This is a genomic window from Dolomitihabitans soli (assembly GCF_022213955.1).
In the GTDB taxonomy this organism is placed as follows: Bacteria; Actinomycetota; Actinomycetes; order Streptosporangiales; family Streptosporangiaceae; genus Streptosporangium_A; species Streptosporangium_A soli.
Genome location: NZ_JAKNTW010000001.1, coordinates 1,022,327 through 1,043,701, shown reverse-complemented (window position 1 = coordinate 1,043,701; position 21,375 = coordinate 1,022,327). Strand labels below are relative to the sequence as shown.

Genomic DNA, 21,375 nt, shown 5'->3' with positions numbered 1-21,375 from the left:
CCCCGCCCGGGCGAACCACGTCGGCCGCCGGGTGGGTCATGGTCTCGCGGGCGGCATGCGGGTGAGGCCGAGGTGGAGTTCGGCGGCGTGGCGGGTGACCCCCGCCAGGCCGCGGCGCAGGCGGGGGTGGGTGACGAGCCGGGCGACGGCCTGGTCGAGGGCGGGGACGTCGGGACGTCCGGGGTCGCGGGCCAGATCGGTCAGGGCCGCGGCCAGCAGGGAGCGGACTGCGCCGGAGGTGATGGCCCGCAGGGCGGCCGATCCGGCGGGGTCGCGGGGCGTGAGGAAGTGCCAGAAGGCCGGAGGCGGCACGATCGGGGTGCCGCGCGTCGCGTGGCCGGCCGCGCCGGGGGTCCAGTGTTCGTTGCGACCCGTCGAGGTCCGCCAGTGCGCCGCCCCGTCGGCGGGGTCGATGAGCCAGACGATCGAATCGCCGGCCACCACCATGGGCGCCCCGCCGGGCAGGGAGATCAGCCCCCAGGGGGTGAGCCGGTCCCTGATCCGCAGGTCGGCGCGCCGCCCGTCCACCCCCTCGATCCGGAATCCGCCCTCCCCGTCCGTGCTCACCCGGAAACCCAGACGCTCGCCGTCCGTGCCCAGCGGCGCGTGCCGTACGCCGGGGGGCAGGGGTGCCAGAGTGCACGCCCCGACCGCCCAGGCGTGGCCATCGGGGAGCGCCGCGTCGTCGAGGAAGCCGGGCGACGAACACCCGTCCCCCGCCGCCGGATCCGAGGACGGCGAACGGCCGCCGGGCATCCTGGTCTCCCGGTCCGCCGGTGACGGACGCCCGCCGAACGCTCCGGCGACCCGGCCGCCCGGCGCACCGGCGGCGAGGTGGAGTTCGCGGAGTTCGCGGAGTTCGCGGAGTTCGCGGAGTTCGGGGCGCCATTCCGCAGGTTGCGCCCAGTAGGTCGTGCCGTCCGACAGCAGCCGGGGGGTCGGCTCCACGCGCATGTCCCCCGGGCGCAGCGGCGTGTGTCCCATGATCCGGGCTCCGTCCCCCGTGAGGAAGGCGTAGCCGTACTTGGCGCGCGCGTCGACCGAGCGGCCCGCCCCGTCGAGCGGCCGGATCCGCGCGCGCTGGTGCGACCAGTAGCCGCGCCGCGAGTGCCCGTCGTACCAGGCGACCAGGAACTCACCGCCCGAGTAGACGACGGTGAAGTCGTGCGCGGCCGGCGGCACCCGCACGTCGTGCTCGGCGACCGGCCCCTCCGGGCCCACGGCGACGGCCCGGTGCCTGGTGTAGAGGGTGAGCACGGGCCAGCTCACGGTGATCTCCGCGTCGCGGCCGAGCGCGTCGGCGGCGTCGTCGAGCGCGTCCCAGCCGAGTTCGTCGAAGATGCCCGCGACGAGCGTACGGCGCAGCGGAAGCGCGAGATCGATCCGCTCGACCGCCAGCCGCACCTCCGAAAGGGTCGCGGTCGGCACTTCTGCGCCTCCATCAGCGGCGGGCTCGATCGGCGCGTGCGGGGTGATGACGGTTCGCAGCCTGGTCACCGCGTTCCTGGCGTCGGCGAGGCCGCCGTGGGCCACCGAGGCGGCCTGGGCGAGGATCCAGTCGCGGGCCAGCGGACGCAGAGCGGTGACCGCCAGGAGTTCCGCGACGCCCCGCTCCACCGCGTAGGCGTCGACGGCGACGCGCAGGAGCGCGGCGTAGCGGGGATCGGCGGCCACCGCGGTGAGGTCGCGATCGCGGGCGGACAGCCATACCCGCAGGTCGATGGCCAGGCCGGGAGACGGGTCGGCGACGGGCAGGCGGGCGGCGAGGCAGGCGGCGAGCAGGTTCGCGTCCAGGTGCCTGCCTCGCCAGGAGGAGCCCTCGGCCAGCCGTACGGGCTGGGCTCCCGGAGGGAGGCGGGACACGAGGTCGAGCAGGCGGGCGGGGGCGCGCGCGGGGCGGTGGCCGCGTTTGAGGTGGGCGGCCATCCGGGTCAGCCAGCCGGACGGGTCGGCCTGGCCGCGCAAGAGGTCGCGCAGCGCGCCGGCCTCGTCGAGGAAGTCGAGCCACCAGTCGTCGGGGGCGGCTTCCGGGAACAGGTGGAGCAGGGTGCGGCGCAGCTCGGCCGACCGTTTCGCCAGCCGTACGAGCCTGGTCCGGTAGGCCTCCCAGAAGCCGGGCGGCGCGGAGCGTACGGCGGGCATGCCGAGCAGGTCCGCCAGCACCCGCTGCTCCTCCGCCGGTCCGTCGAGCCCGGCGGCCGTGGCCAGGGCGCGCAGTTGCTTGGGCAGGCCGGTCCAGGGCGGCAACCCGCCGAGCGTGTGCCTTTCCGCGAGGACGAGGAGTTCGCGGTAGGCCTGGCCGGGTTCGTGCCGTCTGGTGAGTTCGGCCGTATAGGCGGCGATGGCCTTGCCCGCCAGCGCGCCGGCGAGCGCGAACTCCAGGAACACGGCACGCCGGTCGGGTTCGGCGACCTCCAGCTCGTGCGCGCTCTCCGCCTCGCGGGCATGGCCGAACATCGTCCCCGCGTGCTGAGGCTGACCGGCGGCGAGATAGTGCCGCCCGGCCTGCTCCCAGAAGGCGGGCAGGTGGAGGGGCGGCAGCCGGGCGGCGATGACGGCGTACGCCGCGGCTGCCAGGCCCGGCTTGCCGCCCGCCAGCCGCGCGGCCCGCTCCAGCCCGGGCACCGCGCCCAGGGCCACGGCCGCGTTGGCGGGGTCGTGCGCCAGCGCCCAGGCGGGGTAGCCCAGGTCATGCGTACGGCACCGCGCCACCGGTGTGGAGCTCTCGGGATCGCCGAACCCGAGCACACCCATCGCCAGGTCCTCGGCGGGGGCGGCGCTCTCCGCCACCAGCCGGACGACGACCCTGTCGCCGAGCAGGGGGTGGCGGTAACCCCTGGCCAGCACCGGCTCCCCCGCCACTCCGAACTCAGCCTTCATCGCCCGCCCCGCCCGCCGAGACGAAGGGAGCCCTCCTCTCCTCCCGAAAACCGCCCCGAACCCCTACCAACCCGGACGAAACCGCCCACCCGTTCCCCTCCGACCACGAATTCGACGCCCCATCCCACACTCAGAAAACCTGCCGACCGTTGATCCGGCCACCACTTCCGCACCGGCGAATCCGCCACTTCTCCGTTCCGGCGACCCCCGCCCTCGGTTCGGCGATCCGGTCGCGTACGGACCGGGTCGCCCTTCCGGCACCCGCCACCGGCCCTACGCCCATAGACGTCCCCGGCCCCGCCCTACACGCGACCACCGGCTCGACGCGCACGATCGAACCCGGCCCGCCCGGCCTGACGCTCAAGCGGACCCGGGTCCGCCGGCGGCCGCTCAGTCTTCCTCCGCGACTCTGCCTGCGTGGATGAGCTGGGCCATCCGTATCCCCTCCGACCAGGCGACCGGTCCCACGTCCTGGATGTCGATCGGGTGCTCGTCCGGGCCGACCCAAGCCAGTTCGCCGGTCCAGGTCTCGGCGTCGAGGGCGCAGGCGCCCAGCCAGTAGCGGGCCTGGACGGGTCTGGCCCGGTCGGCGACGCGGCAGACGGCGTAGCCGCCGCGTGGCTCGAATCCCAGGCTCCGGGCACGGTCGGCCGCGTGGCCGAGTTCGGCGAAGTACGCTCCGGCGTAGTCGGTGACGTTCCTGCCCGCGGCGCCCGGCGGCCTGGTGTGGATCTCGCGGGAGAGCTGCGGAACCTGTTGGGTGACGCCGAGGTCGGCGGCGAGCCGGCGCAGCTCCGCCAGATCGGCGAGGAGGAGCGGATGCGGGATCAGCGCCCGCTCGGCCCCGGCCAGGTCGGCGGGCCGGCGAAGCAGCCGGGGCCGGCCGGCGGGCTCGGGGATGACGACCAGGCCGCTGAGCCGGTCCCGCCAGGCGGGGTCGGCCCAGACCTGGCGGATCAGTGCGGCGGGCACGGACTGTGCGCCGAGCATCCACGCCTCCACGGCCGCGTGGCACTCACGCGCGTGCCGCTCCAGATGGTCGCGCAGGGCGAGGAGTTCCTGTGCGACCGCGCTGCGCCGGACCGCGCCCGGCACGGTGTTCAGCCGCCGCCCTCCGTCGTCCCTGCAGACCAGCGTGTCCCCGTCGAGTGCGAGCTCGTGTCCTGGGGTGGCGGGCACCCAGGTGAGGCCGGTGTCCGCGTCCGCGTAACCAGACATGCGGACATCCTGGCATCATCAGCCCCACCAATCACAGGGGTCACACAGGCCGGACCTGAACCTTGAGACCAGCGCGGTCCCTGGTGAGCTGAACGGCGTCGGCGAAGCGGTCGAGCGGCTCGGTGTGCGTCACCATCCGCGCGGTGTCGATCACCCCGGACGCGACGGCCCTGACAGCTCTCCTCGACTGTGGATGCCACGCGCACGAGCATCTCGCACGTGGCCTGGGAGCCGGCGGCCCGCCCGGGTCTCGCGATGACCCCGCTCGCAACCGGCGAACGGCGGGCCCGGCGTCAGCTCCCGGTGCGTCGCCAGGCCGGGGGTGTCGCAGAGGTCCGCGATGAGGACCTGCCCTCGGCAGGAACCACTGACGCCGGGTGAAGGTCGCGACCCGCCTGCCGGTGCTCCACGAGTGGCACCAGACGCGTGCTCTCCCGCGATGGTTCGGCGCGGACGACGCCCGCGTCAGCCGGGGGTGTCCGTGGAGTGGCGGCGGTCGGCCTCCGCCTTGTCCATTGCCTCGGCCTCCTCGGGGGTGGGGGCGGTGCCGCCCAGGTGGCGGGGCTGCCACCAGGCGCCCGGGGGGATCTCCGGATAGCCGCGCTGGGCCCGGTCGAGGAGCTCGGACATGCGGGCGTGCAGCTCGACGGTGTGGACGGCCATGTCGTCACCCCGTTTGGGGTAGATCGGCTCGCCGACCAGGATGGTGACCGGCACGTGGCGCTGGGTCAGCCTCTTCGGGTGACCCTTGGTCCACAGCCGGTGGGTGCCCCACAGGGCCATCGGGATCATCGGCACGCCGGTCGCGGCGGCCATCCGGATCGCGCCGTTCTTGATCTCCTTGACGGTGAACGAACGGCTGATGGTGGCCTCGGCGAAGACGCCGACCACCTCGCCGCCCTTGAGCGCCCGCAGCGCCGAGGCGTACGATCCGGCGCCGGCGGCGCGGTCGACCGGGATGTGGTGCATGCCGCGCATCAACGGCCCGGAGATCCGGTGGTCGAACACCTCCTTCTTCGCCATGAAGCGCACCAGTCTCTTCGCGGGACGGGCGGCGAATCCGGCGAAGATGAAGTCGAGGTAGCTGATGTGGTTGCTGACCAGCACGGCGCCGCCCTGCCGGGGCACCCGGTCGGCTCCCTCGACACGAATCTTCAGGTCCAGCGCACGGAACAGGCCGATGGCCGTCCAGATCACCGGCGGGTACACGATCTCCGACATGGCCCAACCGTACCGTTGACGTCCTCCCTGGTGTGAACGCCGGGGCCGCTTCCCGCTCCGCCGTACGCCGCTCGCCGCCGGATCCGGTCAGCGGCGGGCGACGACGGTCGGCAGGGTGGCGAAACCGCGGACGTTGCCCATGTGGGAGCGGCGCAGGCCGTCGGGGTCGATCTCGTAGCTCCCCACGGCCGAGACCAGTTCCTCCAGCGCCACCCGCGCCTCCAGACGGCCCAGCGAGGAACCCATGCAGAAGTGCCGCCCGCCGCCGAAGCTGATCATCTGGCTGGTGTCGCGGTCCAGGTCGTAGCGGTCGGGATCGGTGAAGACCCGGGGATCGCGGTTGGCGGCCGCGATGAGCAGCCACATCCTGGATCCGGCGGGGACGCGCTCGCCGTGCAGGTCGAGGTCCTCGGTGAGCAGGCGGGCGACGCCGGTGGCGGGCGGGTCGTAGCGCAGGGTCTCCTCGACCCAGGCGGGCACGTCGTCGAAGGCCCTGGCGAGTTGGTCGGGGAAGCGCCAGGCCCAGTACCACGCGTGGCCGAGGAGGTTGGTGGTGGTCTCGCTGCCGGCCGCGAGCAGGACGAAGAGGATCGGGATGACCTCGTGGTCGGGCAGGTCGCCGACCAGCACGGAGACGAGGTCGTCGGCGGGATCCTTGCGCCGCTCGGCGACCAGGTCGCTGTAGTAGCCGAACAGCGCGGCCTGCGCCTCGGCGCCCTCGGGGGAGACGTCCTGGCTGCCGTCCTCGCGGTGCAGCGACAGCATGGCCAGGCGGCGCACGTCGTCCCGGTCGGCCTCGGGGACCCCGACGAGCTCGGAGACGACGTCCAGCGGCAGCCGTACGGCGAAGTCCTCGACGAAGTCGAAGGCGCCGCGGTCCAGCGCCTCCGTCAGGTGGTGGCGGGTGATGTCCCTGATCCGCGGCTCCAGGTCGGCGACCCTGCGCGCGGTGAACCCGCGTGACACGAGGGTGCGCAGCGCGGTGTGGCTCGGCGGGTCCATCGCGACGAACGACACCGCGGAGGCCGCGTCCGGCCCCCATGGGGGGCGGTTCAGCAGCGGCCCGTGCGAACTGGAGAAGCGGGCGCTGTCCGGCAGCGCCGCGCCGACGTCGGCGTGCCGGGACAGCGCCCAGAAGTCGTCGTCGTCGTTGCGGTAGAGCGGCGCCTCGTCAAGGAGCCTGGCGTAGATCGGAAACGGGTTCTCGTTGACGGCGTAGTCGAACGGGCTGAACTCCACGGACATGGATCGGCTCCCTCGCGGCGGTGTCCCCACCCCGCGAGCCTAACTCCGGATCTTCCTCGAAGTCAGTGCCCTTCCGACAACCGCCTCGGCCCGAATCGTCCGGGTCCAGGCTTGCGGCGAGGCGTCAGCGGGCAGGTGTCGTCTCGGAGACAACCGTCAGTTAGGACCCGCGATGAAGAAGCTCATCAACGGCACGGACACCGTCATCACCGACGCGCTGGCCGGCATGGCCGCCGCCCATCCGAGCCTCCGTGTCGACCAGGAGAACAGGGTGATCTACCGGGCTTCGGGGCCCAGGCCGGGCAAGGTGGGGCTGGTCTCCGGCGGCGGCTCGGGGCACGAGCCGCTGCACGGCGGTTTCGTCGGGTACGGCATGCTCGACGCGGCCTGCCCGGGTGAGATCTTCACCTCGCCCGTCCCCGACCAGGTGGTGGAGGCCACCTCCGCGGTGGACGGCGGCGCCGGGGTGCTGCACATCGTGAAGAACTACACCGGCGACGTGCTCAACTTCACGATGGCCGCCGAGCTGTCCGGCGACGAGGGCGTCGAGGTGGCCAGCGTGCTGGTCAACGACGACGTGGCGGTCCAGGACTCGCTCTACACCGCCGGGCGCAGGGGCACGGGCGCCACCCTGTTCGTGGAGAAGATCGCGGGCGCGCTCGCCGAGACGGGCGCCCCGCTGGCCGAGGTGGCGGCGGTCGGCGCGGACGTCAACGCGCGCAGCCGCTCGTTCGGCGTGGCCCTGTCGCCCTGCGTCACCCCTGCGGCGGGCAAGCCCACCTTCGAACTCGGCGAGACCGAGGTCGAGCTGGGCATCGGCATCCACGGCGAGCCCGGCAGGACCCGGGTGCCGGCCGCGCCCGCCCGTAACCTCGTCCGCGCCGCGCTGTCCGCGATCCACGACGACCTCGGGCTGTCGGGAGAGAACCTCGTGCTGGTGAACGGCATGGGCGGCACCCCGCTGATCGAGCTGTACATCGCCTTCGCCGAGGTCGACTCCTACCTTCGCGAGCGCGGCGCGCAGATCACCCGCAGCCTGGTCGGCAACTACGTCACCAGCCTCGACATGCAGGGTTTCTCGATCACCGTGTGCCGCCTCACCGACGAGCTGACCCGCCTGTGGGACGCTCCGGTGGAGACGCCCGGCCTGCGCTGGGGCCGCTGACCTAGACCTGGGAGCCGCTCGTGGACACGCCGTTCTTCACCGCCTGGTTCGAGGAGATCACCGACGTCGTCGCCGTCCAGCGGGAGCATCTCACCGAGCTGGACGCGGCGATCGGCGACGCCGACCACGGCGCGAACCTCGACCGGGGCTTCAAGGCGGTGCGTGAGGCCCTGGCCGCCAAGCCGCCCGCCTCCCCCGGCGCGGCCCTCGTCCTCGCGGGGAGCACCCTGATCCGCAAGGTCGGCGGAGCGTCCGGCCCGCTGTACGGCACGGCGTTCCGCGAGATGGGCAAGGCGGTGGGCGACGCGCCCGAGGTGTCACCCGAACTGCTCGCGGAGGCGCTGGCGGCGGCCCTGGCCGGGGTTCAGAAGCTGGGTTCCGCCGAGGAGGGCGACAAGACGATGGTCGACGCGCTGGCGCCTGCCGTACGAGCGTTCTCGCAGGCCGTACGGGATGGGGGCGACGCGCCGGAGGCGGCGGCGCGCGCGGCCCTGGAGGGGGCGGCGGCCACGATCCCGCTGACGGCGCGCAAGGGCAGGGCCAGCTACCTCGGGCCGCGCAGCGCCGGTCACGAGGACCCGGGCGCCGCGTCCACCGCACTCATCCTGGAAGCGCTGCGCGCCACGGGCACCCGCTGATGACGGGCGGCGACGGGACGCCGATGGTGGGCATCGTGCTGGTCTCGCACAGCGCCGGGCTGGCGGCGGAGGTCGTGGCGCTGGCCGCCGCGATCGGCGGGCACGAGGTGCGGCTCGTGGCGGCGGGCGGCACCGACGAGGGCGGCGTGGGAACCAGCGCCGACAAGGTGGCGGCGGCGATCGAGGAGGCCGACGCGGGCGCGGGCGTGATCCTGATCCCCGACCTGGGCAGCTCGGTGCTGACCGCCCGGCTGCTGGCGGAGCCGGACTCGGTGGTGGTGGCGGACGTGCCGTTCGTCGAGGGGACGATCGCGGCGGTCGTCACGGCGGGGGCGGGGGCCCCGATGGAGGCGGTGCTCGCCGCCGCCGAGGAGGCGCGGAGCTTCCGCAAGCTGGGCTGACACTCCCGCCACCGATGTGGGCGACTTTCATGGCCGGTGATTTCACCGATGCGCGGGTGGCTGCTCGGAGCGAAAGTGACGACTGACAGTCAGACGGAACCACACGCCTTGTTGCCGAACATGACGTGATCCGCGCCGTGGATTCGCATGTATCGCAAGGCTATCAGCGTGGATGGCTGTCGTTGTGGTTCCGCTCCTACGAACAGGAGTACATCGACGTGCAGCCACACAGCACCCCCCGGATCGTCGCCAAGTTCGCCCTCGCCCTCGCCCTGGTCGGCGGCGGCATCGGCGTCGCCCCCGCCGCCCAGGCGAGCGCCGAGAACCCCTACGAGAGGGGTCCGGCCCCCAGCAACTCCAGCATCGAGGCCTCCCGCGGACCGTTCGCCACCTCGCAGACGAGCGTCTCCAGGATCAGCGTGACCGGCTTCGGCGGCGGCACGATCTACTACCCGACCAGCACCAGTGAGGGCACCTTCGGCGCCGTCGCCATCGCCCCGGGCTTCACCGCCACCCAGTCGAGCATGGCCTGGATGGGGCCGCGCCTCGCCTCGCAGGGCTTCGTGGTCTTCACGATCGACACCAACACCACCTCCGACCAGCCGGCCAGCCGCGGCCGTCAGTTACTCGCCGCGCTGGACTACCTGACCCAGAACAGCTCGGTCCGCACCCGCATCGACTCCAGCAGGCTCGGCGTCATGGGCCACTCGATGGGCGGCGGCGGCACCCTGGAGGCGGCCGAGAGCCGCCCGTCGCTCCAGGCGGCCATCCCGCTCACCGCGTGGAACACGAACAAGAACTTCTCCAGCGTGCGGGTGCCGACCCTGATCGTGGGCGCGGAGAACGACTCGATCGCCTCCGTCATCACCCACTCCATCCCGTTCTACAGCAGCCTGCCGTCCACCGCGGACAAGGCGTATCTGGAGCTGAACGGCGCCAGCCACTTCGCGCCCAACAGCTCCAACACCACGATCGCGAAGTACAGCATCTCCTGGCTCAAGCGCTTCATCGACAACGACACCCGCTACGAGCAGTTCCTCTGCCCCGCCCCGAGCGGCTCCGCCATCTCCGACTACCGCGACACCTGCCCGCACTCCTAGCAGGTATCGAACCGAAGGCGGTCGCGGTCCCCCGCGGCCGCCTTTCGGCGTGCCGGGGGCCTTTGGCGCAGGCGCTAGACGTGCTCGGAGACCAGGACGGCCCGGGTGCCGGGTTCGAGGGCCTGGAAGATGTGCGGCACGTCCCCGGGGTAGGCGATGTAGTCGCCGGGGAGCAGTTCGACCGGGTCCTCGGCGATGCCGATCAGTGCCCGGCCCGAGCCGAGGACGACGTGCTCCACGACGCCGGGCATGTGCGGCTCGGACTCGCGGGCGGCGCCCGGCTCGGCCGAGATCAGGTAGACGTCCCTGCGGGCGTGCGGCGGGCAGGCCGCGAGCAGCGTGGCCACGTAGTCGGCCCGCTCCGAGTGCACGGCGGGCCCCTCCCCCGCCCTGATCACCTGAACGGCGGGGGTGTGCGGCTGGACGAGCCGGGAGAACGGCACGCCGAGCGCGACGCTCAGCGCCCACAGTGTCTCCACGCTGGGATTGCCGGTACCCGCTTCGAGCTGCGACATGGTGGACTTCGCGATGCCGGCCCGCTGGGCGAGCGCGGTGAGCGAGAGGCCGGCGCGGTCCCGCTCGCGGCGCAGGGACGCCGCTATGACGTCGAGGGGGGCACCGCTTCTCTGAGCCATCGGTTCGCTCCATCGGATCAGTTGTTCGTTTTGACGAACGGAGTATTTCTGTTCATTATAAGACGCTATGCGTTCGACACAGCGAACCTTGGACCGGGATCTCCTGCGTGACATCGCGCTGGTCTGCCTCGCCGACGGCATAGTCGGGCTCTCCTACGGCGCGATCGCCGTGGGAGAGGGCTTCGCCGTCTGGGTGCCGATGCTGATGTCCGTGGTGGTCTTCGCCGGGGCCGCGCAGTTCATGTTCATCGGCCTGGTCGCCGCAGGCGGCAACCCGATCGCGGCGGTGCTCGCCGGGCTGCTGGTCAACGCCAGGCACCTGCCGTTCGGGTTCGCCGTCGGCGACGTCCTGGGCAGGGGGTGGGGCCGCAGGATCGCGGGCAGCCACCTCATGCTCGACGAGAACGTCGCCTTCGCCCTGGCGCAGGACGATCCGGCCCGCCGTCGCGTCGCCTACTGGACCTGCGGCATCGGCGTGTTCGTCTGCTGGAACGCCGGCGTGGTGGCCGGGGCCGTGGCCGGGACCGCGATCAGCGACACCGACCTGTTCGGGCTCGACGCCGCCTTCCCCGCCGTGCTGCTCGCCCTGGTCCTGCCCGCTCTCAAGGACCGGCGCACCCGGCTCGCCGCGCTGGCCGGCGCCGCCGTCGCCCTGGCCGCCAGCCCCTTCCTGCCCGCCGGGCTACCGGTCCTGCTCGCCCTCGCCGGGGTCCTGCTCGCCTGGCGTCCCCGCGAGAAGGCGGCACCGTGACCGGCCCCGCCCGCGCGAGGGCTCATGGAACGGCGAACCCGGCGTTCCCGTTCGGCCCGGCGAACCGAGAAGGCGGCGTCGTGATCAAGTCGTCCCCGTACGTGAGGAGGTGTGCTCGATGATCGAGCCCTGGGTCGTGATCGTCTGCGCGCTGGTGCTCGGCGCGGGCACGTTCGCCTTCCGCTTCGCCGGTCCGGTGCTGCGCGCCAGGATGGAGCTGAGCGAACACGCGGAACGGCTGATGGCGACCTCCGCCGTCGTCCTGCTGGCCGCCCTGGTCGCCACCGCCGCACTGATCGACGGTGGCGAGTTCGCGGGCTTCGCCCGCCCTGCCGGGGTCCTGGTCGGCGGCGTCCTGGCCTGGCTCAAGGCGCCCTTCGTGGTGATCGTCCTGGCGGCCGCCGCCACCGCGGCCCTCCTGCGCCTCCTCGGCGTCCCCTGACACCCGGCCACCCCGCACTCCGCCGAACTCATCGAAGCGGCCGGCGGCGGTGACCTCACAGGACTGGCACCGCGGCTTCGATGACGGGGCCGTGATCAGGGAAGCGCGCTGACGGTCAGGCGCAGGTGTAGCCGGACGGCAGGGCGGTGTTGCCGTTGGGCCTGCTCGCTTGGAAGCCGAAGCTGGTGGTGCTGGCTCCCGGCGCGAGCGTGCCACTGTGGCTGACACTTCTGGCCGTGACGGTCTGGCCGCTGGTGGTGATGGTGGCGTTCCACGAGCCGGTTAGGGTGTGCCCGGCCGGCAGGGTGAAGGTGACGGTCCAGCTGGTGATCGTCGAGGTGCTGGTGTTGGTGATGGTCAGCGGCTGGATCACATACCCGTTCCCCCACTGGGACTGCACGGTCGGGGTGGCCGAGCAGGAACCGGTCGTGCCTCCCTGAGTGGCGATCTGGACGGTGTTGGAGACCGGTGAGACGTTACCAGCGGCATCGCGCGCCCGGACCTGGTAGCGATAGGTGGTGTTCGCAGTCAGGCCCGTGTCGGTGAACGAGGTCGTGGCCGAGGTGCCGACCTGGGTGAACGTTCCGCCCATCGCGCCGGGAGCGCGCAGGATGTCATAGCCGGTCACACCGGTGTCGTCAGTGGAGGCCATCCAGGTCAGGCTGGTGCCGGTTGTGGTGGTGCCCGAGGCGGTGAGCCCGGCCGGGGCGGTCGGCGGCGTGGTGTCGCCTCCGGAAGCGGCCGTGGTGAAGGTGGCCGGCGCGGAGTTGCCCGACAGGTTGCCCGCGCCGTCACGCGCCCGTACGTACACCTGGTATTGGGTGTTGGCACTCAGCCCGGTCAGGGTGATCGAGGTGGTGGTGGACTGGCCAAGCTGCGGGTCGGTGGCGCCCTGCTCCCGGTAGACGTTGTAGCCGGCCAAGCCGGAGCCGCCCTGGTCGGTGGACGCGGTCCAGGTCAGCGTGGCACTGGCGGCGGTCACGTTGGACGCGACCGGGGTGCCTGGCGTGGTCGGCGGCGTGGTGTCGGTCGGACTGCTAGTCAAGCCGAAAAACTCGATGGCGTAGAGGGCCATACCGCTTTGCGGAAGAGCATGCCCGGCGCCCTGGATGCTGTACGCCTCCACCTGCACGGTGCCGGACAGATTGGCGTACCGGCTGCGGTTCCAGTTTGCCTGCGGGGTGTCGGTGCTGGTCGGGGTCTGGCTCAGCCCGAACACATTGGTCCACTGCTCGATCGACTCTCGCAGCAGCGAGTAGGGCACGAGGGTGTCGCTGGTACCGTGCCACAGCTGCATGCGCGGGCGGGGGCCGGAATATCCCGGGTACGCCTGGCGGACCGCATCGCCCCACTGCTGGGGTGTTCGGTCCATGCTCCCGCCGGTGCACCTGCTGCTTCCGGGCGGGTAGTCGGAGGCGCCGGCGAAGCAGTTGAAGGGCACACCCATGAAGGAGGCCCCTGCCTTGAACACATCCGGGTAGACGGCGAGCATGTGCTGGGTCATCATGCCGCCGGACGAGCTTCCAGTGGCGTAGACCCGGTTCGGGTCTCCCTGATAGTTCCGCTCGACATAGTCGATCATTGAGGTGATCGAGACCGGATCGCTGCCGCCGCCGCGCTGCTTGGCCGCGTCCGACCAGGTGTCGAAGCAGTTGCCGAACCCTGCCGACTGGGTGGCGGTCGGGTAGATGGCGATGAAGCCATATCGATCCGCCAACGAGGCGAACTCACTGCCCTGGTAGAAGCCGGGACCGGAGCCGCCGCAGCCATGCATCGCGACCACGATCGCCGGCGAGGCCGGGTGCGAGTCCGGCACATAGACGTGCATCCGCATGTTGCCCGGGTTGTTGCCGAAGCTGGTCACCTCCACCAGGGTGGCGGCGACGGCCGGCGATCCGAGTACCACGGTCATGACGGCAAAGAGCGCCGCGGCGCAGGCACTAGCCAGCACCGTGGTCAATCGTGTCATTCGCGCTCCTCCTCTCCATGTCCGCGGCGCGCCGCGGATCGGTCCGCCGCGTATTGACATCGGTCGCTGGAAAATAGAAGGGGCCACAATCCACCGTCAATGCACGCTTGGTGCGCATGTCCGCCAGTTCACCTGGCAGAGAGCCGTTTCCCCTGGTTATCAAGCAGCTTGTTATCAAGGTCCTTGATAACGGGGTGGGAAACTTACATTGAGGCCCGTTCTGACGGGGCGCGATATCGTCTCCTGGTGACCGATCCGGGTGTCCCCGCGGCCGCTGCGCCGGACGCACCGCCGCCCCATGTGAGCTACCTGGTGTTCCGGCTGGAACGCCGCATCCGCGCCTGCCTTGATGAAGCGCTCGCCCGGCACGGCATGACGACCACCGAATACATGGCGCTCAGCGAGCTGCGCCTGCGCGACGCCCCATCCTCGGCCGACCTGGCCCGCATCGCCTTCGTCACCCCGCAGGCGATGAACCTGGTCATCCGCGATCTCGAACAACGCGGCCTGATCCGCCGCGACCCGCATCCCCGTGGCGGCCGCGCTCTGCGCACCCGCCTTACCCCGAAAGGCCTGAGCACCCTCCGGCGATGCGACCACTCCCTCGACAGCATCGAAGCCGTCATGCTCGCCGAGATCGACGTCCCGGACCGCACGACACTCGCGGAAACGCTCACGCTGTGCACCCGAGCCCTCCACCCGGACACGCGGGCCCTGACCCCAGTCCTTCGCTCGCAGAAGCCACCACCGTCGCCCTGGCCATAGTGTGGTCCGTGGCCAGCCACGGACCACTCATCGTCCCCACCGGCAAGAACAAAGGCCGCAATCCCTCCGTGGCCAGCGTCTACCGCGTCCTCGCCGACAACGACGGCGCTCCGTCCTGAGACCCTGCGTGCAGGCTCACCTCAAGTCTGATTACTCAGAGTTATCTTCCCTCTGGTGGCACCGACCCGAGCGGTGGGCCGACCTGTCCGGGTTGACGCCACGCGAACTGGAGGTGCTGCGCCAGCAGGTCGGTTCCCGGCGGGGACCGGCTCGTGGCCGGTCAGGTGCGGGTGATGTCTCCGTAGGCGTCGGTGTCGGTGAACAGCGAGCAGGAGGGGTGCTCGCGCAGCACGGACGCCGGGCAGGAGGTCGAGAGGGGTCCGTCGAGCGTGGCGCGCAGGGCGTCGTGCTTGGCGGCGCCGGGCACCGTGGCGACCAGGTGCCGCCCGGCCATCAGGGTGGGGATCGTCAGGGTGACCGCCCGCTCGGGCACCTCGCCCAGCGTGTCGAAGCAGCCGTCGCCCACCTGCTGCTTGCGGCAGGAGTCGTCCAGTTCGACCACCTTGACGAGAAGGGGGTCGCCGAAGTCGGCCACGGGCGGGTCGTTGAAGGCGAGGTGCCCGTTGTCGCCGATGCCGAGGCAGACGAGGTCGATCGGGCCGGCGGCCAGCAGGCGGGCGTACCTGGCCGACTCCACCTCCGGGTCGTCGCCCGGATCGATCACGTGGACCTCGCGGGGGCGCACGGCGTCCCAGATCGCGCGGCGCAGGAAGTGGCCGAAACGGGCGGGCGCGTCCGGCGGCAGGTCCACGTACTCGTCCATGTGGAAGGCGACCACCCGCGACCAGTCGATGCCCGGGGCCTCCCGGAGCCCTGCCAGCGTCTCCCGCTGCGAGGGAGCGGCGGCGAACACCACCCGGGCCTCGTCGTTCTCCCGCAGGGTGGCGCGCAACACGTCAGCCGCGGCCCGTGCCGCCGCCGCGCCGGCCTGGGCACGGTCGCGGTGGACGTGAACCTCCAGCCGCCCGGCCGTGCGCATGTGAACAGGTGTCACCGGTCTTCCCCCAGTTCGAGGATTTGCATGAGATTTCTGGAGATGTGATACGGGTCCTTCAGCGGCAGGGCGACGACCTCGTCGAGCGGCCGTCCGGCCCGGTCGCGGATCTGGATCCACTCCGCGCCCTCGTCACCGCCGGGGAACGTGTCCAGCGTGTAGCGCCACACCCGGTCGAACCACTCCCCCGCGGACCGGTCGCCGTAGCGCAGGGACGCCAGCCTGGTGGTGTACGCGGCCTCGGAGTGCACCCACCACAGCTTCGTCGTCCACGTGCGCCGCACCAGATCCTCGTACGGCCCGCCCACGGGACGACCGGTCGGCTCGACGGGACCGGTGGCGCCGGTGTAGCGGAGCAGACCGCCGTGCTCGGTGTCCCATCCCGACGCGCACAGGGCGGTCACGCTGGCGATCAGGTCCGCGTCGTCGGCCGGGTCGCCGAGCAGTTCGCCGGCTTCCAGTGCCATCCAGACGCCTTCGAGCGCGTGGCCGGGGGTGCGGTGCCGGGCGAGCAGGGTGTCGGCCGCCGCCGGGTCGGCCGCCCGCATCTCGGCGAAGAGGCCGCCGCTCTCGCGGTGGCCGAGCATTCCGCGCCGTGCGGCCCGGAGCGCGTTACGCCGGCCGCCGGCCGTACCGTGCACCGCCTCGTGCGCCCGGACCTGGTCGAGCCGGGCGTTGAGGAGGATCATGCGGGCGCCGAAGCCCGCGAACCCGGCGGGCAGGGAGTACGGCGGAGTCGGCGGGTCGCCTCGCTCGACGTCGTCCTCGACGCGGTCGATGATCGCGTCGACGGTGTCCAGCCACTCCCCGGAGCCGGTGTGCCTGGCCAGCTCGGCCAGCCCCATGGCGACGAAGCAGTCGGCGAAGATGCTGCGTTCGGCGGGGAGGGTCGCGCCCCGCTCGTCCAGGAGGTAGGCGCAGCTGCCGTCGGGCCGGACCGCGTGGTCCACCAGGAATCGCGCGCCGCGTTCGGCGTGCGCGACCAGGTCCGCGGCGGGCAGGCTGAGGAGTCCCCGATCGGCGAGGCGGGCGGCCCGCGCGAGCATCCACACGAAGCGGCCCTGCGACCACGTGTACTTGTCGGTCGACGACCGTTCCCTGCCCCGGTTGTCGAAGCAGGTGTAGAACCCGCCGTGGGTCTCGTCGATCCCGTTCGCCAGCCAGAACGGGAGGACGACCTCCTCCAGCTGCCGCCGCGCGATGATCTCCGGGCTCATGTTCCCCCTCCCTGCCGTCCGGGCAGGATTCAATGAAAGCGATTGCATAGATTGTGGTTCGCTAGAGTACTCCGGTCAACTGGGCGTGGGGACATGAAGGAGCGCGGAGTGAGCCGGGCGACGATCTACTCCATCGCCACGATGTGCGGGGTCTCGCCCGCCACGGTGTCACGGGCGTTCAACCGCCCGGAGCTGGTCAGCGCCCCCGTGCGCGACCGGGTCCTCGCCGCCGCCGCAGAACTCGGCTATCAGCCCAGCTCAGCGGCGCGCGGCCTGGTGACGGGGCGGGCCGGGATGATCGGCCTGCTCGTCCCCGACATCACCAACCCGTTCTTCCCGCTGCTCGTGCGGGCGATCCAGCGGGCGGCCGACCGGGTGGACAGCCCGGTCATGCTCATCGACGCCGAGGAGAGCGCCGCCGCCGAGGTACGGCTGGTCGCGCGGTTGCGCGGCAGGGTGGACGGCGTGCTCGTCGCCTCGCCGCGGGCACCGGCCTCCGCGCTCAGGGAGGCGGCCAGGGACATGCCGTTCGTCCTGCTCAACCGGGTCCAGCGCGATCTGTCCTCGGTGATCTGCGACAACACCGCCGCCCTCTTCGACGCCGGCGAGCACCTGTACGGGCTCGGCCACCGGACCTTCGCCCTGCTGGCAGGCCCGAGCGCGTCGTGGGCCGCGGCCCGGCGCTCCCAGGCGATCCGCCGCTGGGCGCGCGGCCGGGACGTGCGGCTCGTCGAGCTGGGACCGTTCCGCGCCACCTACAAGGGCGGACGGCGGGCCGGCGAGGCGCTGCTCCGGACGGACGCCACGGCGGCCTTCGCCTTCGACGACCTGATGGCGTGCGGGGTCATCGCCGAGCTCGCCGGGCAGGGCGTGGCCATCCCCGCCGACCGGAGCATCGTCGGGTGCGACGACGTGCTCCTCGCGCAGGCGGTGACGCCCCGCCTGTCCACCGTCACCGCGCCCATGGACGACCTCGGACGGGTCGCGGTCGAGGTGCTGACCAGGGAGATCGAGGCACCGGAGGGGGCGCCCGCGCACAAGCGGCTGCCCGGCGTGTTCACCCCGCGCGACTCGACCGGCCCGGCCCGCGCCGGCTGAGGCCGCCGGGTCCGGTTTGCACAGATTTAACGAAGACCAGGGCCGCCACCCCCTTGACCGGAGCCGAACCGGCGTTTAAATTCCTGCAATCGATTTCATTTGCTGCGCCGTCACCCAGAGGGACGTCCTCAGGCGAGCGCAACCGGCGTGAACCGACTGTGAGGAACGACGACCGTGACGGAACACACCGCGCTGATGCGGGCCTACCTCGAACGGGTCGTCGACCTGCTCGGCAGGATCGAGGCGGAGGAGGCCCCGGCCATCGCCAGGGCCGCCGAACTCGTCGCCGACCAGGCCGGCCGGGACCGGCTGATCTACGTCTACGGGCCCGGCGGTCATTCCAACCTGGCCGCGCAGGAGGTGTTCTTCCGCGCCGGTGGGCTGGTCAACGTGAGCGCGATCCTCGACGAGGGCACGCTGCTGTCCGGCGGCGCGCTGCGCTCGATGGCCATGGAGCGCACCCCCGGGTACGGCACGCTGGTGATCGAGGACAACCGGATCGGCGAGGGCGACCTGCTCATCCTCGTCAACGCGTACGGGATCAACTCCGCCCTGATCGACGCGGCGCTGACCGCCCGGAGCAACGGCGCGCTGGTCATCGGGGTCTCCTCGCGGGAGCACGCCGACGCGACCGCGCCCGGCCACCCGGCGCGGCACCCGTCGAAGCACAACCTGCACGACATCGTGGACGAGCACATCGACACCAAGGTGCCGATCGGCGACGCGGTCCTGGACATCGAGGGCGTCGGCGAACGGGTCGGCGCGATCTCCACGTTCGCGAACGCCTACGCGCTCAACTGCCTGATGGCCGCCGCCATCACGACCCTGGCGGAACGCGGCGCGGCCCCCGACGTGTGGCGCAGCGGGAACGCCCCCGGCGGCGACGAGAGCAACGCCCTGTTCCTGCACCGCTTCCGCGGCCGGGTCCGGTGGCTGTGACCGCGCGGGGGTCCCTGCGGGCCGGGGCCGCGGTGACCGACATCACGCCGCCGCCGGGTGGATCCATGGCCGGATTCGCGGCGCGGCGAGCCGTCTCCACCGGAGCGCACGATCCCTTGTCGGCGACGGCCGTGGCGGTGGCCGACGACCGGAACACCTCCGTGGTGATCGCGGCCGACCTCATCGCGCTCGATCCGGAGACCGCCAGGCTGATCGCCCGCGACGTGAGCGCCCGTACCGGCGTGCCCGCGGCGCACGTGGCCGTCGCCGTCACCCACACGCACGGCGGACCGGCCGTGACCCGTGGCGGCATCGGCGGCTTCGCCGATCCCGCCTACGTGGCGGCGGCCTGCGAGCGGATCGCCCAGGCCGGGGCCGAGGCGGTCGCCCGGCTGGCGCCCGCCGTACTGCACCGGGGATGCGGGCAGCTCCCCGGTGTCGCGTTCAACCGGCGCGGCGGAACCGTCACCGACCCGGCCGTCCCCGTCGTACGGCTGGCCCGGCCCGACGGTGAGACGATCGCCACGGTCTTCTCGCACGCCTGTCACCCCGTGACGCTCGGCCCGGACAATCTCCAGGTCACGGCCGACTGGCCGGGGTACGCGCGGCGGCACACGGCGCAGGCGCTCGGCGGGGTCGCGCTGTTCCTGCAGGGCTGCTGCGGCCAGCTCAACACCGGGCACGCCGCGGCCGACAGCCTGCGCGGGACCCCGGACGCCGGCCGTACCTTCCAGGCGGCCGAACGCATCGGCAGGCTGGTGGGCGAGGCGGCCGTCGCCGCCGCACGGGAGGCCGCCCCCGCCGGCCCCGGACCGGTGGAGGTGGCGGCCGAGAACGTCGAACTGCCCCTCGGCCCGCCGCCCTCGTCCGACACGCTCCGCGCCTGGCTGCGAGACTGGGAGCGCCTGGGAACCGGCGGCACGTCCGAGCCCGCGTCCGAGCCCGCGTCCGAGCCCGCGTCCGAGTCCGCGTCCGAGCCGACGTCCCCGGCGGACTTCGAACCGGAGTCCACGCCCAGCGCGACGCCGGAGACCGAGGAGGCGCCCGGATCCGACCCGGCGTCCGAGGCCGGCGTGGTGTTCCAGGCGGTGTCCGACCCGTTGACCGACCCGATGCCCGCAGGGGTGGCCATGGCGTGGGCGCGGTGGGCGCGGGAGTGTCTGGACGGTCCTGTTCCGGTGTCGGTCGAGGTGCCGGTGGCGGTGCACAGGTGGGCCGGCGTGCCGCTGGTCTTCCTGCCCTGCGAGCCGTTCGTGGACCTGGCCCTCGACCTGCGTGCCGAGCTGGACGACCCGGCCCTGCTCGTCGCGGGCTACACCGGCGGCGTCCCCGGATACCTGCCCTACCCCGCGACCCACTACGCGGAGGGCGGCTACGAGATTCTGGAGGCGCACCGCGCCTACGGGCTGCCGGCCGTCTTCCTGCCCGAGGCCGGCGAACTGGTCAAGGACACGGCGCGGTCCCTCGCCCTGAGGGGGACGCGTTGACCGCCGTCGAGGGCGCCCTCGCGGACGGCCGGCGGGTGCGCGTCGAGGTGGCCGGCGGCCGGATCGTCTCCGTGACCCCGCATCCGGGCGCGCCCGACCTGCTCATCCTTCCCGGCCTGGTGGACATTCAGGTCAACGGGTACGCGGGGTTCGACGTCAACGCCGACGGGGTCACGGCGGACGAGGTCACGGCGCTGGTCCACGCCCTCTGGAAGCGCGGCGTGACGACGGTGCTCCCCACGGTGATCACCGCGCCGGAGGACAAGATCGTCGAGGCGCTCCGCGTGATCGCGAGCGCCCGCGACGCCGACCCGCTGGTACGGCACGCCGTACCGGGGATCCATGTCGAAGGGCCGTATCTGTCGCCGGAGGACGGGCCGAGGGGCGCGCACGACGCGCGTCACCTGCGCGATCCCGACCTCGGCGAGTTCGGGCGCTGGCAGCGGGCCTGCGGCGGGCTGGTGCGGATCGTCACGCTCGCACCCGAGCGGGCGGGCGCCGCCGACTACATCTCCGAGCTGGCCCGGCAGGGGACGATCGCGTCGATCGGGCACACCGCCGCCTCCCGCGAGGACATCGCCGCCGCGGTGGCCGCCGGCGCCCGGCTCTGCACGCACCTGGGCAACGGCGCGCACGCGGTGATCCCCCGCCATCCCAACTACATCTGGGCCCAGCTCGCCGACGACCGGCTCACCGCGACGTTCATCGCCGACGGGCACCACCTGCCGGCCGACACGTTCACGGCCATGCTGCGCGCGAAGGGAATCGAACGGTCGGTGCTGGTCAGCGATTCGGTGGCGCTGGCCGGATGCCCGCCGGGCGAGTACACCACGCCCGTCGGCGGCCGGATAACGTGCCACGAGGACGGGCGGCTGACCATGTCGGGCGGGAACCTGCTGGCCGGGTCGGGCCGCTCCCTGATGGACTGCGTCGCCTGGGCGCTCGCCGGCACGGAGGTGGACCTCCCCACCGCGGTACGGCTCGCCGCCGCCAACCCGGCTCGGCTGCTCGGGCTGCACGACCGCGGCGAGATCTCCCCAGGCGCGGCGGCGGACCTGATCGTCACCACCCGTGGCCTCTCCGTGCGGCGAACCTTCGCACGGGGCGAGGTGGTGTACGAAGCGTGATCATCCGCCGCCCGGGCGCCGGG

19 protein-coding genes are annotated in these 21,375 nt (G+C 72.5%); 11 read left to right on the top strand and 8 right to left on the bottom strand.

Annotation, left to right across the window (positions count from 1 at the left end):
• Positions 1-36: 36 nt before the first annotated feature.
• The 4 genes from MBA17_RS04720 to MBA17_RS04705 all read right to left on the bottom strand — a co-directional run bounded on the left by MBA17_RS04720 (position 37) and on the right by MBA17_RS04705 (position 6,564).
• Positions 37-2,880, bottom strand: coding sequence for a hypothetical protein (locus tag MBA17_RS04720; protein ID WP_238494969.1), 2,844 nt, complete (start codon positions 2,878-2,880; stop codon positions 37-39).
• A gap of 390 nt (positions 2,881-3,270) precedes the next feature.
• Positions 3,271-4,098 carry a DUF4132 domain-containing protein gene (locus MBA17_RS04715; protein WP_238494968.1) on the bottom strand — a complete coding sequence of 276 codons (828 nt, stop codon included), beginning with the start codon at positions 4,096-4,098 and terminating at the stop codon, positions 3,271-3,273.
• Between the two features lie 465 nt (positions 4,099-4,563).
• The gene (locus MBA17_RS04710) at positions 4,564-5,319 is read right to left on the bottom strand and encodes a lysophospholipid acyltransferase family protein (protein WP_238494967.1); all 756 of its coding nucleotides are present in this window, start codon (positions 5,317-5,319) and stop codon (positions 4,564-4,566) included.
• An 87-nt stretch (positions 5,320-5,406) separates the two neighbouring features.
• Complete coding sequence (locus MBA17_RS04705; RefSeq protein WP_238494966.1) at positions 5,407-6,564, bottom strand: cytochrome P450; 1,158 nt, start codon at positions 6,562-6,564, stop codon at positions 5,407-5,409.
• 172 nt (positions 6,565-6,736) lie between these two features.
• Here MBA17_RS04705 and dhaK point away from each other — a divergent pair, with 172 nt between their 5' ends.
• The 4 genes from dhaK to bdeA all read left to right on the top strand — a co-directional run bounded on the left by dhaK (position 6,737) and on the right by bdeA (position 9,868).
• Positions 6,737-7,729, top strand: a complete 993-nt coding sequence (dhaK, locus tag MBA17_RS04700; RefSeq protein ID WP_238494965.1) for a dihydroxyacetone kinase subunit DhaK — start codon at positions 6,737-6,739, stop codon at positions 7,727-7,729.
• Positions 7,730-7,749: 20 nt separating this feature from the next.
• The gene (gene dhaL / locus MBA17_RS04695; protein WP_238494964.1) at positions 7,750-8,367 is read left to right on the top strand and encodes a dihydroxyacetone kinase subunit DhaL; all 618 of its coding nucleotides are present in this window, start codon (positions 7,750-7,752) and stop codon (positions 8,365-8,367) included.
• Complete coding sequence (locus MBA17_RS04690) at positions 8,367-8,768, top strand: PTS-dependent dihydroxyacetone kinase phosphotransferase subunit DhaM (RefSeq protein ID WP_238494963.1); 402 nt, start codon at positions 8,367-8,369, stop codon at positions 8,766-8,768. The genes dhaL and MBA17_RS04690 overlap by 1 nt, the downstream gene beginning before the upstream one ends.
• A gap of 242 nt (positions 8,769-9,010) precedes the next feature.
• Entirely contained in the window at positions 9,011-9,868 is an 858-nt protein-coding gene (bdeA, locus tag MBA17_RS04685) for a bis(hydroxyethyl) terephthalate hydrolase (RefSeq protein ID WP_455432696.1), read from the top strand.
• Positions 9,869-9,942: 74 nt separating this feature from the next.
• On the opposite strand, the gene MBA17_RS04680 is transcribed toward bdeA, so the two are convergent.
• Positions 9,943-10,503 carry a helix-turn-helix domain-containing protein gene (locus tag MBA17_RS04680; RefSeq protein WP_238494962.1) on the bottom strand — a complete coding sequence of 187 codons (561 nt, stop codon included), beginning with the start codon at positions 10,501-10,503 and terminating at the stop codon, positions 9,943-9,945.
• An 88-nt stretch (positions 10,504-10,591) separates the two neighbouring features.
• Here MBA17_RS04680 and MBA17_RS04675 point away from each other — a divergent pair, with 88 nt between their 5' ends.
• Positions 10,592-11,254 carry an AzlC family ABC transporter permease gene (locus tag MBA17_RS04675; protein WP_238494961.1) on the top strand — a complete coding sequence of 221 codons (663 nt, stop codon included), beginning with the start codon at positions 10,592-10,594 and terminating at the stop codon, positions 11,252-11,254.
• Positions 11,255-11,372: 118 nt separating this feature from the next.
• Positions 11,373-11,696 (top strand): AzlD domain-containing protein, encoded by a 324-nt coding sequence (locus tag MBA17_RS04670; protein ID WP_238494960.1) that lies wholly within the window; start codon positions 11,373-11,375, stop codon positions 11,694-11,696.
• Positions 11,697-11,811: 115 nt separating this feature from the next.
• On the opposite strand, the gene MBA17_RS04665 is transcribed toward MBA17_RS04670, so the two are convergent.
• On the bottom strand, positions 11,812-13,665 hold the full coding sequence (locus tag MBA17_RS04665) for an extracellular catalytic domain type 1 short-chain-length polyhydroxyalkanoate depolymerase (protein ID WP_238494959.1): 1,854 nt from the start codon (positions 13,663-13,665) through the stop codon (positions 11,812-11,814).
• 246 nt (positions 13,666-13,911) lie between these two features.
• Between MBA17_RS04665 and MBA17_RS04660 the strand changes: the two genes are divergently transcribed.
• A complete protein-coding gene (locus MBA17_RS04660; protein WP_238494958.1) occupies positions 13,912-14,430 on the top strand; it encodes a MarR family winged helix-turn-helix transcriptional regulator in 519 nt (172 codons plus the stop codon).
• A 280-nt stretch (positions 14,431-14,710) separates the two neighbouring features.
• On the opposite strand, the gene MBA17_RS04655 is transcribed toward MBA17_RS04660, so the two are convergent.
• Positions 14,711-15,484, bottom strand: a complete 774-nt coding sequence (locus tag MBA17_RS04655) for a 6-phosphogluconolactonase (RefSeq protein ID WP_238494957.1) — start codon at positions 15,482-15,484, stop codon at positions 14,711-14,713.
• Positions 15,481-16,701 carry an AGE family epimerase/isomerase gene (locus MBA17_RS04650; RefSeq protein ID WP_238494956.1) on the bottom strand — a complete coding sequence of 407 codons (1,221 nt, stop codon included), beginning with the start codon at positions 16,699-16,701 and terminating at the stop codon, positions 15,481-15,483. Before MBA17_RS04650 ends, MBA17_RS04655 begins: the two co-directional genes overlap by 4 nt.
• A gap of 108 nt (positions 16,702-16,809) precedes the next feature.
• On the opposite strand from MBA17_RS04650, the gene MBA17_RS04645 reads away from it, so the two are divergent.
• The 4 genes from MBA17_RS04645 (at position 16,810) to MBA17_RS04630 (ending at position 21,352) form a co-directional block, all read left to right on the top strand.
• A complete protein-coding gene (locus MBA17_RS04645) occupies positions 16,810-17,799 on the top strand; it encodes a LacI family DNA-binding transcriptional regulator (protein WP_238494955.1) in 990 nt (329 codons plus the stop codon).
• 174 nt (positions 17,800-17,973) lie between these two features.
• A complete protein-coding gene (locus tag MBA17_RS04640; protein ID WP_238494954.1) occupies positions 17,974-18,738 on the top strand; it encodes a sugar isomerase domain-containing protein in 765 nt (254 codons plus the stop codon).
• Entirely contained in the window at positions 18,654-20,225 is a 1,572-nt protein-coding gene (locus MBA17_RS04635) for a neutral/alkaline non-lysosomal ceramidase N-terminal domain-containing protein (RefSeq protein WP_455432690.1), read from the top strand. The genes MBA17_RS04640 and MBA17_RS04635 overlap by 85 nt, the downstream gene beginning before the upstream one ends.
• Positions 20,222-21,352 carry an N-acetylglucosamine-6-phosphate deacetylase gene (locus MBA17_RS04630; protein WP_238494952.1) on the top strand — a complete coding sequence of 377 codons (1,131 nt, stop codon included), beginning with the start codon at positions 20,222-20,224 and terminating at the stop codon, positions 21,350-21,352. Before MBA17_RS04635 ends, MBA17_RS04630 begins: the two co-directional genes overlap by 4 nt.
• Positions 21,353-21,375: the final 23 nt, after the last annotated feature.